This window comes from Paraburkholderia aspalathi (assembly GCF_905220735.1).
Lineage (GTDB): Bacteria > Pseudomonadota > Gammaproteobacteria > Burkholderiales > Burkholderiaceae > Paraburkholderia > Paraburkholderia aspalathi.
This window is the reverse complement of record NZ_CAJNBA010000010.1, coordinates 94,540-108,524: the sequence shown is the minus strand read 5'-3', so window position 1 is coordinate 108,524 and position 13,985 is coordinate 94,540. Positions and strand designations below refer to the sequence as shown.

Genomic DNA, 13,985 nt, shown 5'->3' with positions numbered 1-13,985 from the left:
GCCAGCGGTATCCGGTCCTGGCATTGTGCCAGAGCGCTGCATTCGGCCGTATTGATGAATCGAAAGATAGTGACGGATCAATGGCGTGTGACGGCAGAGGCCGTTGGTTTGCGGGCGCCGCGCCTTTTATGGTCTAATGACCTTCGACGAAACAGGGGTGCTTTGCCCACAGGCAGCGTGATTTTCACGCAGCGGCGGCGAGGCTGAGAGAGACCCTTTGCACCCGATCCGGGTAATACCGGCGCGGGAAGTTTCCGGAAGCAGCCAGTCTTCCATTCCCCGCCGGGCGGCGTCCGTCATTGGACGTGCTTATTGCCCGGCCGGCCTCACCCGCCGGTTTCGTCCTGGGTACGTGCGTTTTTTTGCCGTACGGAAAGGATTCGATGACCGCCTATTCTTCAGACATGTGTTTTGCTCTTCACCGCGTTTTCGTCGGTTGTGTTGGCGCGCCGGGCTGTTTTAGCGTTGCTTGCCGTTGTGACCCGGAGCGCACGCGATGAATCGTTTAGCTCAACCCGATTTCGCCGTGCTCGGCGGTGGGCTGTGCGGGCGTCTCGTCGCGTGGCGCCTCGCCGGTGAAGGGCATCGCGTGGCGCTCTATGAGCGCGGCGACGCCGCAGGTACGCAATCCGCGGCCTGGGTCGCCGCCGCCATGCTGGCGCCGCTCGCCGAAGCCGCCAGTGCCGAACTGCTGATCACCCGTCTGGGCGCAAGTTCGCTCGACACCTGGCCGCGCGTGCTGGCCGAATTGCCCGAACCGGTGTTCTTCCAGCGCAATGGCACGCTGGTCGTATGGCATCACGCCGATCGCACCGAAGCGCCGTTGTTCGCACGCCGGGTGCGCTCGAACGCGCCTGCTGAATTGCTCGACGGCGGCTTCGTGACGCTGGCGGGCGCTCAGGTCGGCGCTGCCGAACCCGCATTGGCGGGCCGCTTCAACCAGGGCTGGTTGCTGCCGCGCGAAGGCCAGCTGGATAACCGCCAGGTGTTGACAGCGCTCGCCGCGGGCCTCGCTGAGCGTGGTGTCGAAACGCACTGGAACACGCCGGTCGACGATCATGCGTTGCCGGCCGCACGTATCACGATCGACTGCCGGGGTTTGGGCGCGAAGCCGGTGCTGCCGACGTTGCGGGGGATCCGCGGTGAAGTCGCCCGCGTGCATGCGCCGGGTATCAAGCTGACGCGGCCGGTGCGTCTGCTGCATCCGCGCTACCCGCTGTATATCGCGCCGAAGCAGGACGATCTCTACGTGATCGGCGCGACCGAAGTGGAAGGCGAGGACATGTCGCCGGTCAGCGTGCGCTCGGCGCTCGAACTGCTGAGCGCGGCGTTTTCCGTGCACCCAGGCTTCGGCGAGGCGCGCATCCTCGAACTGAATTCGCAGTGCCGCCCGACTTTGCCGGATCACCGTCCGGCCTTGCTGTGGGATGGCGCGCAGACATTGCGCGTGAACGGCCTGTACCGGCACGGCTACATGATCGTGCCCGAAGTCGCCGACGAAGCCGTGCGCTTCGCTGCCGCGCTGCTCGACGGCCGCATCGGCGACGCCGATGCTTTCGCCGACTGGCAAAATGCCGCGCGCTGGAGCGAGCTGTTTCAACTGGACGCCACGCGGGAGCCGGCATGAGCGTTGCGCGCCTGCCGGCGAAATAACCGCAGGCAAAACAGGCGGACGCCGCTGCCCCAATCGACTGAACCGTATTCGAACACCATGGACATTCATATCAATCAGAAGCCGTTGTCGTTGCCCGAAGGCGCGACTGTCGCCGATGCGCTCGCCGCGTTCGGCGCGCGTCCGCCGTTCGCGGTCGCGCTGAACGGCGATTTCGTCGCACGCACCCAGCATGCGGCGCGCGCGCTGCAGCCGGGCGACAAGCTCGACGTCGTGCAACCCGTGGCCGGCGGTTAAGCCCCGCGCCACGCCTTGCCGGAGACCAGGATTATGCAAATGACTGCCCCCCAAACCGCCGACGCGCTCACGCTCTACGGCCAGACTTTCGCGAGCCGCGTGCTGCTCGGCACCTCGCGCTATCCATCGCTGCAATCGCTATCCGATTCGATCGACGCCGCGCAGCCCGGCATGGTGACCGTTGCGCTGCGCAGGCAGATGAACGAAGGCGGCGCCGAAGCCGGTTTCTTCGATCTGCTCAAGCGCCACGGCGTACCGCTGTTGCCCAATACCGCCGGCTGCCTGACCGTCGGCGAGGCGGTGACGACCGCGCATATGGCGCGCGAGATTTTTGAAACCGAGTGGATCAAGCTCGAACTGATCGGCGACGACTACACGCTGCAGCCTGATCCGGTCGGCCTGATCGAAGCGGCCACGCAGCTGATCAAGGACGGCTTCAAGGTGCTCCCGTATTGCACCGAAGATCTGGTGATCGGCCGCCGCCTGCTCGATGCGGGCTGTGAAGCGCTGATGCCGTGGGGCGCGCCGATCGGCACCGGCAAGGGCGTCATCAATCCGTACGGCCTGCGCGTGTTGCGCGAGCGCTTGCCCGACGTGCCGCTGATCGTCGACGCCGGCCTCGGCGTGCCGTCGCACGCGGTGCAAGTGATGGAGTGGGGCTTCGATGGCGTGCTGCTGAACACCGCCGTTTCGCAGGCGACGCACCCCGACGCGATGGCGCGCGCCTTTGCGCTGGGCGTCGAAGCGGGCCGCCAGGCCTTTCTGGCGGGGCCGATGGCCGAGCGCGAAAGCGCGCACGCGAGCACGCCGGTGGTCGGCATGCCGTTCTGGCATCAAGACGGGAGTGCCGCATGACGCAAACTTTGCCTTTGACTGGCCGCGACCTCTTCTGGCCGCCTGCCGATGAACTCACCGAAGCCGCTGAGCGGATCCGCGCCCGCCTGGGCGAGTGGCCGCCAACCCACGCGCCGTGGCGCATCTGCCTGACCGCGCCGGACGAGCCGAACGGCGGCGACCTGATCATCGTCGCCGACGCGCAGCAGCACGGTGAGCAGGTGGCTCGCTGGCAGGTGCAGGGCGCGGGCGTGATCGTCGCTGCCGAGAACTCGGCGACGTTGCATCTGGGCGGCGAGAAATACAGTCTGGAAGGTCATCTGGCGGAAGACTGGATTCCCGCGCTGGCGGCGTTTCTGGATTGCGGCTTCGATCCGCACGACGCGCTGGTCCTGGCGCTGGCGTGGCGCGACGGCGACGAAACCAAAGCGGACGACGCCTTTCCGGACGATATCGCGCACTTCCCACGCCTCGCCGGTCTGCCGGCCGCGCCGGCGCAAGCGTTCGCGCGTTGCCCTGACCGGCTCGGCCTGTACCCGGTGCTGCCGACCGCGGAGTGGGTCGAACGGGTGGTGGGCTTTGGCGTGAAAACGGTCCAGTTGCGCCGCAAATCGGCCGAACCCGCCGACGAACTGAAGCGCGAAATCGCCCGCTGTGTCGCCGCGGGCCGTGAGCACGATGCCCAGGTTTTCATCAACGATCACTGGCAAGCCGCTCTGGAAGCGGGCGCTTACGGCGTCCACCTTGGCCAGGAAGACGTGCATACGGCCGATCTGTCGGCACTTGCCGCCGCCGGCATCCGCCTCGGCCTGTCGACGCACGGTTTCTACGAGATTCTGAAAGCACTGCATTTCCGGCCAAGCTACATTGCATTGGGCGCGGTGTTCCCGACTACCACCAAAGTCATGCCGACCGCCCCGCAAGGCCTCAAGCGTCTGGCGCGGTATGTCCGCCTGCTCGACGGCGTCGTGCCGCTGGTGGCGATCGGTGGGATCGATCTGCAGGTGCTGCCGGACGTGCTGGCGACGGGCGTGGGCTGCGCGGCCGTGGTGCGCGCCGTGACCGAAGCCGCCGACCCGGCTGTCGCTGTTTCTGCGCTGCAACATGCGTTTACGCAATAATCGTCAAGTTCAGTAAAGGGACAGGGCACCTCACGGCAGCATTTCCATGATGGCCCTATAATTCGGCCTTCCGTGTAAAAGGACTGTCAGTTTCGTGTCTTCCTCCCCCGAGACCTTACTCGAGCTGCGCGACGTCGACTTCGGTTATGGCGACCGGCTCGTCCTGTCGAACCTGAATCTGCGCTTCAAGCGCGGCCAGGTCGTTGCGGTTATGGGCGGCTCGGGTTGCGGCAAAACCACAGTGCTGCGGCTGATCGGCGGCCTAGTGCGCGCGCAGCGCGGCCAGATCCTGTTCCAGGGCCAGGACATCGGCGCACAAACGCGCGACGGCCTCTACGCGCTGCGTCGCAAGATGGGCATGCTGTTCCAGTTCGGCGCGCTGTTTACCGACATGTCGGTGTTCGAAAATGTCGCTTTTGCGCTGCGTGAGCACACCGACCTCCCCGAAGAACTGATCCGCGACCTCGTGTTGATGAAGCTCAACGCGGTGGGTTTGCGCGGTGCGCGCGATCTGGCGCCGTCGGAGATTTCGGGCGGTATGGCGCGGCGGGTGGCGCTCGCCCGGGCGATTGCGCTCGACCCCGAGCTGATGATGTACGACGAGCCGTTCGCCGGCCTCGATCCGATCTCGCTCGGCATCACCGCGAACCTGATTCGCGCGCTGAATCAGGCGCTTGGCGCGACATCGATCCTGGTCACGCACGACGTGCCGGAATCGTTCGCGATCGCCGATTATGTCTACTTCCTCGCCAATGGCGGGGTGCATGCCGAAGGCACGCCGGCTGAGCTGCGCGCGTCGACCGATCCTACGGTGCGCCAGTTCATCGACGGCGCGCCGGACGGCCCGTTCAAATTCCACTATCCCAGCAAGACGCCGCTCGCGGCGGATTTCGGTATCGGCGGAGGTCAGTCATGATCAGCGCGCTTGGTCGCTCGGTACTCGACGGGCTGGGCACGGCCGGCTACGCCACGCGGTTCTTCTTCCGGCTGCTGCTCGAGTTTTTCCCGTTGCTGCGCCGGCCGCGCCTTGTCACGAAGCAGATCCACTTCGTGGGTAATTATTCGCTGGTGATCATCGCCGTGTCGGGGCTGTTCGTCGGCTTTGTGCTCGGCTTGCAGGGCTATTACACGCTGAACCGTTACGGTTCCGAACAGGCGTTGGGTCTGCTGGTCGCGCTTTCGCTGGTGCGCGAACTCGGGCCGGTGGTGACGGCGCTCCTGTTTGCGGGCCGCGCCGGCACGTCGCTCACGGCCGAAATCGGCTTGATGAAGGCGGGCGAGCAATTGACCGCGATGGAAATGATGGCGGTGGACCCGGTCAAGGTCGTTGTCGCGCCGCGCTTGTGGGCGGGCATTATTTCCATGCCGATCCTCGCGGCGATTTTCAGCGCGGTCGGCGTGTTCGGCGGTTATGTGGTGGGTGTGCTGCTGATCGGCGTCGATGCCGGCGCGTTCTGGTCGCAGATGCAAGGCGGCGTCGATGTCTGGCGTGACGTGGGCGCCGGGGTCATCAAGAGTGTGGTGTTCGGCCTCGCGGTGACCTTTGTGGCGCTGTTTCAGGGCTACGAAGCCAAGCCGACGCCGGAAGGCGTGTCGCGCGCCACGACCAAGACGGTCGTGTACGCGTCGCTTGCGGTGCTCGGCCTCGATTTTCTGTTGACCGCACTGATGTTCAGCTAAAACTGCGCTGCACGTTTTCGCTCGGCGGGCGCGCCTTGGTTTGCGCGCGACGGAAGCGGGAGCAGCGTGGCGGATTCACTTTGGGATGACGATGAAAAAGACTGCTCTCGACTTCTGGGTCGGCCTGTTCGTGGTGTTGGGTTTCGTGGCGTTGCTGTTTCTCGCGCTGAAGGCCGGCAACATGAGCTCGTTGTCGTTTCAGGCAACGTACCCGGTCAAGCTCAAGTTCGACAATATTGGCGGACTGAAGGCGCGCGCACCGGTGAAGAGCGCGGGCGTGACGGTCGGCCGGGTTGCCTCGATCGGCTTTGACAGCAATGCGTATCAGGCTGTCGTCACGATCGATATCGACAAGCAATACCCGTTTCCGAAAGACACGTCGGCGAAGATCCTCACCTCGGGTCTGTTGGGCGAGCAATACATCGGGCTCGAACCCGGTGGCGATAGCGAGATGCTTAAAGCGGGTGACACGATCTCAATGACACAATCGGCGATCGTGCTGGAAAACCTGATCGGACAATTCCTGTATAGCAAGGCCGCGGACTCGGGCGCATCCAAGTCGGGCGCGGGTTCGGCCACACCCGGGGCCGCCCCTGCCACGGCGCCCGCGTCGGCGGCGCCGACTCCGCCCGCCTCTGGTGCGGCCGGTCAATAAGGAGAATAAAAATGCAGACCCTACGCAAACGAGGCGTGCGCACCGTCCAGATAGCGACCTTTGCGCTCGCGACCGCTACGCTCGTCGGCTGCTCGACCGTGCAGACGCCGACCAAGGGCGATCCGCTCGAGGGCTTGAACCGCACCATCTTCACCGTCAACGACAAGCTCGACCAGTACGCGCTGAAGCCGGTCGCCAAGGGCTACGTCTTCATCACGCCGCAGCCGGTGCGCGACAGCGTCACCAACTTCTTCTCGAATATCGGCGACGTCTACATCGCGGCAAACAATCTGCTGCAGTTGAAGATCGCCGACGGCGTCGAAGACATCATGCGGATCGTGATCAATACGGTGTTCGGCGTCGGCGGTCTATTCGACGTGGCGACGCTTGCCAAGCTGCCCAAGCACGACAACGACCTCGGCCTGACGCTCGGTCACTACGGCGTGCCGGCGGGTCCGTACCTCGTGCTGCCGCTGTTCGGGCCGAGCACGCTGCGCGACGCGGTTGGTTCGATCGGCAATTACTATGTGAATCCGCTCAGCTACATTCACCCGGATGGCCTGAGCTGGGCTCTGTACGGCCTGAACGTGGTCAACACGCGCGCGAATCTGCTGAACGCGGGCGACGTGCTGGAAGGCGCAGCGCTGGACAAGTATTCGTTCGTGCGTAATGCGTACCTGCAGCGCCGCCAGTATCTGCTGTCGGATGGCAAGCAGTCGCAGTCGCTGCCGAATTACGGCGATGAAGCACCGCTGCCGAAGTACGACGACGTCGACAGCGGCGCGGCTGCTGCGCCTGCAGGCACGCAGGGCGCTGCCGCGAAAGCATCGGCGGCCTCCGGTGCGACCGCCGCAACGCCGCCGCAAGCTGCTTCGGGTGCGACCGGCACCGCGGCTGCACCTGAAGCCGCCTCGGGCAGCTCCGAAACGCCGCCGCTCGACCTGAACGGCGGTCCGGAAACGACGCAGATTCCGGCCGGCCAACTGGTTCCGCCGACGCGGTTCAGCTTCCCGTCATTCAAATTGCGTTGATCGTGTGGCCGTAACACCTCGATACGACTCTCGCAGTTTGCGCATGGATTGCTGCTGAACTCGCGTGTTAATGTCGGCTCAAACGGTTGCACTATTTCTAAGGCAAGCAAGGTTCGATATGAAAAAACTATTCCTGATTCCGTTGTTCGCAGCGCTGTTCTCGTTCGCCAGTGCCGGTGCATCGGCGCAAGCGGTGGACTCCAATTCGCCGGACGGCCTGATCAAGACCGTCACGCAGCAGGTGATCGATGCGGTGCGCAGCGACAAGTCGATCCAGCAAGGCGACATTTCGCACATCACCCAGCTCGTCAACGAAAAGATCCTGCCGTACACGGATTTCCGCCGCACCACGCAACTGGCGATGGGCCGCAACTGGCGCACCGCAACGCCGGAGCAGCAAAACGCCGTGGTCGAGCAGTTCAAGATGTTGCTGATCCGCACGTATTCGGGCGCGTTGGCACAAGTGCGCGACCAGCAGATCCAGTACAAGCCGTTCCGGATGAACCCGGACGACACCGACACGGTGGTGCGCTCGGTGGTGATGAACAACGGCTCGCCTATCGAACTCGACTATCGTCTGTACAAGACGCCGAACGGCTGGCGTGTGTATGACATCAACGTGCTCGGCGCGTGGCTGATCCAGGCGTATCAGCAACAGTTCAACGAGCAGATCCAGCAGAAGGGCGTGGACGGACTGATCCAGTTCCTCACGCAGCGTAACCAGCAACTCGCCTCGGGCAAGCAGTCGTGAGCGAAGTGTTGAACGCCGTCGCCAGCCGCTTCGAAAGCGGCGCGACGCTGACCCACGAGAGCGCGAAAGCCGCGTTCGAGGCGGGTTTGCAGCGCATCGCTGCGGGCGCGACCGGCGTGGATTGCGCGCCGCTCGCGCAATTCGACTCGTCCGCGCTGGCCGTCCTGCTCGCGTGGGAGCGTGCCGCCCAGGCGCGCGGCGCCCCGTTCGAGATCGTCAACCTGCCGGCTGGTCTCGCCAGCCTTGCACAAGCCTACGGCGTCGACACACTCATCTCGACGCGACATTGACGCTCCCATAGCGTCACTTCCAAACGCCCCGGCCGAGCCGGGGCTGCTGATTTTTGCCCTATAATCAAACGTTTTTCGGGGCATATAACCGGCCCCAATTTCGTCCCTTCCAGCACTTTTGCGCCCCCTCGGGGCTCCTTTAGGCGCCGCGACGCACGCGGCCCACAGTCATGTCAGCCATAGAAATTCGTAACGTCAAGAAGCGCTACAAGGACTTGCAGGCGCTCAAGGGCGTCAGCCTCACGGTGGAAGAAGGTGAGTTCTTCGGACTGCTCGGTCCGAACGGCGCGGGCAAGACAACGCTCATCAGCATACTTGCGGGTCTCGCGCGCGCCGATGAAGGCAGCATCGCGGTACGTGGCCATGACGTAGTCAGCGATTTCCGCGACGCGCGCCGCGCGCTCGGCGTCGTGCCGCAGGAACTCGTGTTCGATCCCTTCTTCACGGTACGCGAAACCTTGCGCATCCAGTCCGGCTACTACGGGCTGCGCAATAACGACGCGTGGATCGACGAGATCATGGCCAATCTCGACCTCACCGAGAAAGCCGACGCCAACATGCGCGCGCTGTCGGGCGGCATGAAGCGTCGCGTGCTCGTGGCGCAGGCGCTGGTGCACCGGCCGCCGGTGATCGTGCTGGATGAGCCGACCGCGGGCGTCGACGTCGAGCTGCGTCAAACCTTGTGGAAATTCATCTCGCGCCTGAATCGCGAAGGCCACACGATCGTGCTGACCACGCACTATCTGGAAGAAGCCGAATCGCTGTGCGACCGCATCGCGATGTTGCGGCGGGGCGAGGTCGTCGCGCTCGAGCGCACCAGCACGCTGCTGCAGCGCTTTGCCGGCATGCAGCTGTTCCTGCGCTTTACGCAAGGCGCGTTGCCGGCCGAGTTGCGTCCGCTCGAAGTGGAAAGCGGCACGGGCAATGGCAATGGCCGGCAGCATCTGCTGCGGCTCGCGAGCTATGACGACGTCGAGCGCATTCTCGCGCAGTGCCGCGCAGCAGGCTGCGCATTCGAAGAAATCGAGGTCCGCAAAGCCGACCTCGAAGATGTGTTCGTTCAGGTGATGAACGGTCCGGAAGTGATCGAGGGGCTGGCATGAGCGGCTTTCGCACGCTGTTTTACAAGGAAATCCTGCGTTTCTGGAAGGTGTCGTTCCAGACCGTGCTGGCGCCGGTCATCACCGCGCTGCTGTATCTGACGATTTTCGGCCACGCGTTGCGCGGTCACGTTCAGGTCTATCCGGGCGTCGAGTACACGAGCTTTCTGATTCCCGGTCTCGTGATGATGAGCGTGCTGCAGAACGCCTTTGCGAATAGCTCGTCCTCGTTGATCCAGTCGAAGATCACGGGCAACCTGGTGTTCGTGTTGCTGCCGCCGTTGTCGCACTACGAGATGTTCGGCGCGTATGTGCTCGCTGCCGTGGCGCGGGGTCTTGCGGTCGGCTTTGGCGTGTTCATCGTGACGATCTGGTTCGTGCCGGTCAGCTTCAGCGCGCCGCTTTACATCATCGCGTTCGCGATTTTCGGCGCGGCGATCCTCGGCACGCTCGGTTTGATCGCCGGTATCTGGGCCGAAAAGTTCGATCAGCTTGCTGCATTTCAAAACTTTCTGATTATGCCGCTCACGTTCCTCTCGGGCGTGTTCTACTCGACGCATACGCTGCCACCGGTGTGGCGCGAAGTGTCGCGGCTCAATCCCTTTTTCTACATGATCGACGGCTTTCGCTACGGTTTCTTCGGGATGTCGGATATCAATCCGCTCGTGAGCCTTGCGATCGTTGCCGGTTTCTTTGTGGTGCTGGCCGTGGTGGCGATGCGCATGCTCGCCTCCGGCTACAAACTGCGCCACTGATCAGGAGCATCTCTCATGTTGCCGACTCCCGAACAGGTCAAGCAATACATCGCGGCTGGGCTCGCTTGCCAGCATCTCGAAGTCGAAGGCGACGGTCAGCATTTCTTTGCGACCATTGTTGCCGAGAGCTTCGAAGGCAAGCGTCTGATCCAGCGCCATCAACTCGTGTATGCGGCGCTCGGCGACCGCATGCGCGAAGAAATCCACGCGCTCAGCATGAAGACGCTGACGCCCGCCGAATGGCAGAACGCGTAATCTGGAAATTTAGTGCGAATTACTCAAGAAGGGCGCGACGCCGGTAGCGGCGCGTCGAACACAGTCAAAGCGGGCCCGGCTGAAGTCCGGGTCAATCAGGAACTGACAGGCATGGATAAACTCGTCATTGAAGGTGGCTACCCGCTGTCGGGTGAAGTCGTCGTCTCAGGTGCCAAGAACGCGGCGTTGCCGATTCTGTGCGCGAGTCTGCTGAGCGCGGAGCCGGTGCATCTGGAGAACGTGCCCGACCTGCAGGACGTGCGCACGATGCTCAAGCTGCTCGGCCAGATGGGCGTGCAGATCGAGAGCGGCGAGGGCCGCGTGTCGCTGGATGCGTCGAAGGTCGATAACCTCGTCGCGCCGTACGAAATGGTGAAAACCATGCGTGCGTCGATCCTCGTGCTCGGCCCGCTGGTCGCGCGCTTCGGTCACGCTCGCGTGTCGCTGCCGGGCGGCTGCGCAATCGGCGCGCGTCCGGTGGATCAGCACATCAAAGGTCTGCAGGCCATGGGCGCTGAGATCACGATCGAGCACGGCTTCATCGAAGCGCGCGCGAAGCGTCTGAAGGGTGCGCGCATCGTGACCGACATGATCACCGTGACGGGCACCGAAAACCTGCTGATGGCAGCGGTGCTGGCTGAGGGCGAAACGGTCATCGAGAACGCCGCGCGTGAGCCGGAAGTGGGCGACCTCGCGCATCTGCTGGTCGAGATGGGCGCAAAGATCGAAGGCATCGGCACCGACCGCCTGGTGATCCAGGGCGTCGACAAGCTGCATGGCGCAAAGCACACGGTGATTCCGGATCGTATCGAAGCCGGCACGTTCCTGTGCGCGGTCGCGGCTGCCGGCGGCGATGTCACATTGCGTAAGGTACGTCCGCTGATTCTGGAAGCGGTAACCGAAAAGCTGCGCGAAGCCGGTGTTACGATCGAAGAGGGCGAAGACTGGATGCGCGTGCGTATGGACAAGCGTCCGAGCGCGGTGAGCTTCCGCACGTCCGAATATCCGGCGTTCCCGACCGACATGCAGGCGCAGTTCATGGCGCTCAACACGCTCGCGGACGGCACCTCGCAAGTCGTCGAGACGATCTTCGAGAACCGCTACATGCACGTGCAGGAGTTGAACCGCCTCGGCGCGAACATCACGATCGACGGCAACACCGCGCTTGTGACCGGCGTCGAGAAGCTGTCCGGCGCGAAGGTGATGGCGACCGACCTGCGTGCGTCGGCGAGCCTCGTAATCGCCGCGCTGCGTGCCGAAGGTGAAACGCTGATCGACCGTATCTATCACCTGGATCGCGGCTACGACCGGATGGAAACCAAGCTCAACGCCATCGGCGCCAAGGTGCGCCGTATCTCGGGGAGCCAGGCATGAGTTCGATGCCGCAAACGTCGTCGTCGCCGGCTGTGAGCGCACCGCTCACGCTGGCTTTGTCGAAAGGGCGTATCTTCGAAGAGACGCTGCCGCTGCTCGCCGCAGCCGGCATTGAAGTCGCCGAAGATCCGGAAACCTCGCGCAAGCTGATTCTGCCCACCACGGACGCGAACGTGCGCGTGATCATCGTGCGCGCGACCGACGTGCCGACCTACGTCGAATACGGCGCAGCCGACTTCGGCGTGGCCGGCAAAGACGTGTTGCTCGAGCACGGCGGCAGCGGGCTGTATCAGCCGGTCGATCTGGATATCGCGCGTTGCCGGATGTCGGTCGCGGTGGCGGCCGGTTTCGACTACGCGAACGCGGTGCGCCAGGGCGCACGTCTGCGCGTGGCGACCAAGTATGTTGAAACGGCACGTGAGCATTTTGCCGCCAAGGGCGTGCACGTCGACCTGATCAAGCTTTACGGTTCGATGGAACTGGCGCCGCTGGTCGGCCTCGCCGACGCGATCGTCGACCTGGTGAGCTCGGGTAATACCTTGCGTGCCAACAATCTTGTCGAGGTGGAAGAGATCATGCAGATTTCGTCGCGCCTCGTTGTAAACCAGGCCGCGCTGAAGCTCAAGCGCGCGGCGCTGCGGCCAATCCTCGATGCGTTCGAACGCGCGTCGAAGGCCGGCGCAGCGGCCTGAAAAGTTTGACCACGCTCGTTTGACCACGCTTTAGCGCGCCTTACCGAAACGGATACCCGTATGTCTATCAAGATTCGCAAACTCGATTCCAGCGCTCCCGACTTCCAGAAGTCGCTGCACGCGGTGCTCGCGTTCGAGGCGAGCGAAGACGAAGCAATCGAGCGCTCGGTCGCGCAGATTCTCAACGACGTGAAGGCACGCGGCGATGCTGCAGTGCTCGAGTACACGAACCGCTTCGACCGCGTCGAGGCGAAGAGCGTCGCGGCGCTCGAGCTGCCGATGTCCGAACTGGAAGCGGCGCTCGAAGGCCTGGAGCCGAAGCGCCGTGCGGCGCTCGAGGCAGCGGCGGCGCGCGTGCGCGGTTACCACGAGAAGCAGAAGATCGAGTGCGGCAGCCATAGCTGGCAGTACACGGAAGCCGACGGCACCGTGCTCGGCCAGAAGGTCACGCCGCTCGATCGCGCGGGTATTTACGTGCCGGGCGGCAAGGCGGCGTATCCGTCGTCGGTGCTGATGAACGCGATTCCGGCGCGGGTGGCCGGCGTGCGCGAAATCGTCATGGTCGTGCCCACGCCGGACGGCGTGAAGAATCCGCTAGTGCTGGCGGCCGCCTTGCTGGGCGGCGTGGATCGTGTGTTCACGATCGGCGGCGCACAGGCGGTGGGCGCATTGGCGTACGGCACGGAAACGGTGCCCGCAGTCGATAAGATCTGCGGCCCCGGCAACGCCTACGTCGCGTCGGCCAAGCGCCGGGTGTTCGGCACGGTCGGCATCGACATGATCGCCGGGCCGTCGGAGATTCTTGTGCTGTGCGACGGTACGACGGACCCGCGCTGGATCGCGATGGACCTGTTCTCGCAAGCCGAGCACGACGAGCTCGCGCAATCCATCCTGCTGTGCCCGGACGATGCATTCATCGCCCGCGTGCGTGATGCGATCAACGAATTGCTGCCGACCATGCCGCGCCAGGACGTGATCCGCGCATCGCTCGAAGGCCGCGGTGCGTTGATCAAGGTGCGCGATATGGCCGAAGCCTGCGCGATCGCCAACGACATCGCCCCGGAACACCTCGAAATCTCCGCGCTGGAACCGCATCAATGGGGCCAGCTGATCCGCCATGCCGGCGCGATCTTTCTCGGCCGCTACACCAGTGAAAGCCTCGGCGACTACTGCGCGGGGCCGAATCACGTGCTGCCTACGTCGCGTACCGCACGGTTCTCGTCACCGCTCGGCGTTTACGATTTCTTCAAGCGTTCGAGCGTGATCGAGGTCAGTGCGGAAGGCGCGCAGACGCTTGGCGAGATCGCCGCCGAACTCGCTTACGGCGAAGGCCTGCAGGCGCATGCCCGCAGCGCTGAATACCGGATGCGGCAGAACGGCTAAGCGCGGCTGACCGCAACAAGCCGGAGTACGGAGCGGGCGGGCATCGAACCGGTGTCCGCAAACTCTGGCGACGGATTACGCGCGGTTTCCCGTTAAATAACGACAATACAGACCAACCTTGGGCAGTCCGCAAGCCGCCGATTCCCGGCCGGCGT

At 64.0% G+C, this 13,985-nt stretch carries 16 protein-coding genes and 1 riboswitch; all 16 genes read left to right on the top strand.

From position 1 onward, the window contains the following. Positions 1-143: 143 nt before the first annotated feature. Positions 144-267, top strand: a riboswitch (TPP riboswitch). Between the two features lie 229 nt (positions 268-496). Beyond that, positions 497-1,627, top strand: a complete 1,131-nt coding sequence (locus KHO30_RS34595; protein ID WP_200650946.1) for an FAD-dependent oxidoreductase — start codon at positions 497-499, stop codon at positions 1,625-1,627. Positions 1,628-1,711: 84 nt separating this feature from the next. Beyond that, entirely contained in the window at positions 1,712-1,909 is a 198-nt protein-coding gene (thiS, locus tag KHO30_RS34590) for a sulfur carrier protein ThiS (protein ID WP_028199627.1), read from the top strand. Between the two features lie 39 nt (positions 1,910-1,948). Further along, the gene (locus tag KHO30_RS34585) at positions 1,949-2,764 is read left to right on the top strand and encodes a thiazole synthase (protein ID WP_211703567.1); all 816 of its coding nucleotides are present in this window, start codon (positions 1,949-1,951) and stop codon (positions 2,762-2,764) included. Continuing rightward, positions 2,761-3,864: a thiamine phosphate synthase gene (gene thiE / locus KHO30_RS34580; protein WP_211703566.1), complete on the top strand. Its 1,104-nt coding sequence runs from the start codon at positions 2,761-2,763 to the stop codon at positions 3,862-3,864. The genes KHO30_RS34585 and thiE overlap by 4 nt, the downstream gene beginning before the upstream one ends. Before the next feature lie 94 nt (positions 3,865-3,958). Beyond that, the gene (locus KHO30_RS34575; RefSeq protein WP_200566038.1) at positions 3,959-4,780 is read left to right on the top strand and encodes an ABC transporter ATP-binding protein; all 822 of its coding nucleotides are present in this window, start codon (positions 3,959-3,961) and stop codon (positions 4,778-4,780) included. Beyond that, complete coding sequence (gene mlaE / locus KHO30_RS34570) at positions 4,777-5,544, top strand: lipid asymmetry maintenance ABC transporter permease subunit MlaE (RefSeq protein WP_054036607.1); 768 nt, start codon at positions 4,777-4,779, stop codon at positions 5,542-5,544. The genes KHO30_RS34575 and mlaE overlap by 4 nt, the downstream gene beginning before the upstream one ends. 91 nt (positions 5,545-5,635) lie before the next feature. Then, entirely contained in the window at positions 5,636-6,199 is a 564-nt protein-coding gene (gene mlaD, locus KHO30_RS34565) for an outer membrane lipid asymmetry maintenance protein MlaD (protein WP_054036768.1), read from the top strand. Between the two features lie 11 nt (positions 6,200-6,210). Further along, positions 6,211-7,230 carry an MlaA family lipoprotein gene (locus KHO30_RS34560; RefSeq protein WP_211703565.1) on the top strand — a complete coding sequence of 340 codons (1,020 nt, stop codon included), beginning with the start codon at positions 6,211-6,213 and terminating at the stop codon, positions 7,228-7,230. Positions 7,231-7,348: 118 nt separating this feature from the next. After that, positions 7,349-7,981 (top strand): MlaC/ttg2D family ABC transporter substrate-binding protein, encoded by a 633-nt coding sequence (locus KHO30_RS34555; RefSeq protein ID WP_200619826.1) that lies wholly within the window; start codon positions 7,349-7,351, stop codon positions 7,979-7,981. Beyond that, entirely contained in the window at positions 7,978-8,271 is a 294-nt protein-coding gene (locus KHO30_RS34550; RefSeq protein WP_093643439.1) for an STAS domain-containing protein, read from the top strand. Before KHO30_RS34555 ends, KHO30_RS34550 begins: the two co-directional genes overlap by 4 nt. 170 nt (positions 8,272-8,441) lie before the next feature. Beyond that, positions 8,442-9,374: an ABC transporter ATP-binding protein gene (locus tag KHO30_RS34545; protein WP_200619825.1), complete on the top strand. Its 933-nt coding sequence runs from the start codon at positions 8,442-8,444 to the stop codon at positions 9,372-9,374. Beyond that, entirely contained in the window at positions 9,371-10,126 is a 756-nt protein-coding gene (locus tag KHO30_RS34540) for an ABC transporter permease (protein WP_093643443.1), read from the top strand. Before KHO30_RS34545 ends, KHO30_RS34540 begins: the two co-directional genes overlap by 4 nt. Positions 10,127-10,141: 15 nt before the next feature. Continuing rightward, positions 10,142-10,381 (top strand): BolA family protein, encoded by a 240-nt coding sequence (locus tag KHO30_RS34535; protein WP_054036615.1) that lies wholly within the window; start codon positions 10,142-10,144, stop codon positions 10,379-10,381. Between the two features lie 18 nt (positions 10,382-10,399). Continuing rightward, a complete protein-coding gene (gene murA, locus KHO30_RS34530) occupies positions 10,400-11,755 on the top strand; it encodes a UDP-N-acetylglucosamine 1-carboxyvinyltransferase (RefSeq protein WP_372342006.1) in 1,356 nt (451 codons plus the stop codon). Then, the gene (gene hisG / locus KHO30_RS34525; protein WP_093643445.1) at positions 11,752-12,447 is read left to right on the top strand and encodes an ATP phosphoribosyltransferase; all 696 of its coding nucleotides are present in this window, start codon (positions 11,752-11,754) and stop codon (positions 12,445-12,447) included. The genes murA and hisG overlap by 4 nt, the downstream gene beginning before the upstream one ends. A 60-nt stretch (positions 12,448-12,507) precedes the next feature. Then, positions 12,508-13,830: a histidinol dehydrogenase gene (gene hisD / locus KHO30_RS34520; RefSeq protein WP_200619824.1), complete on the top strand. Its 1,323-nt coding sequence runs from the start codon at positions 12,508-12,510 to the stop codon at positions 13,828-13,830. Positions 13,831-13,985: the final 155 nt, after the last annotated feature.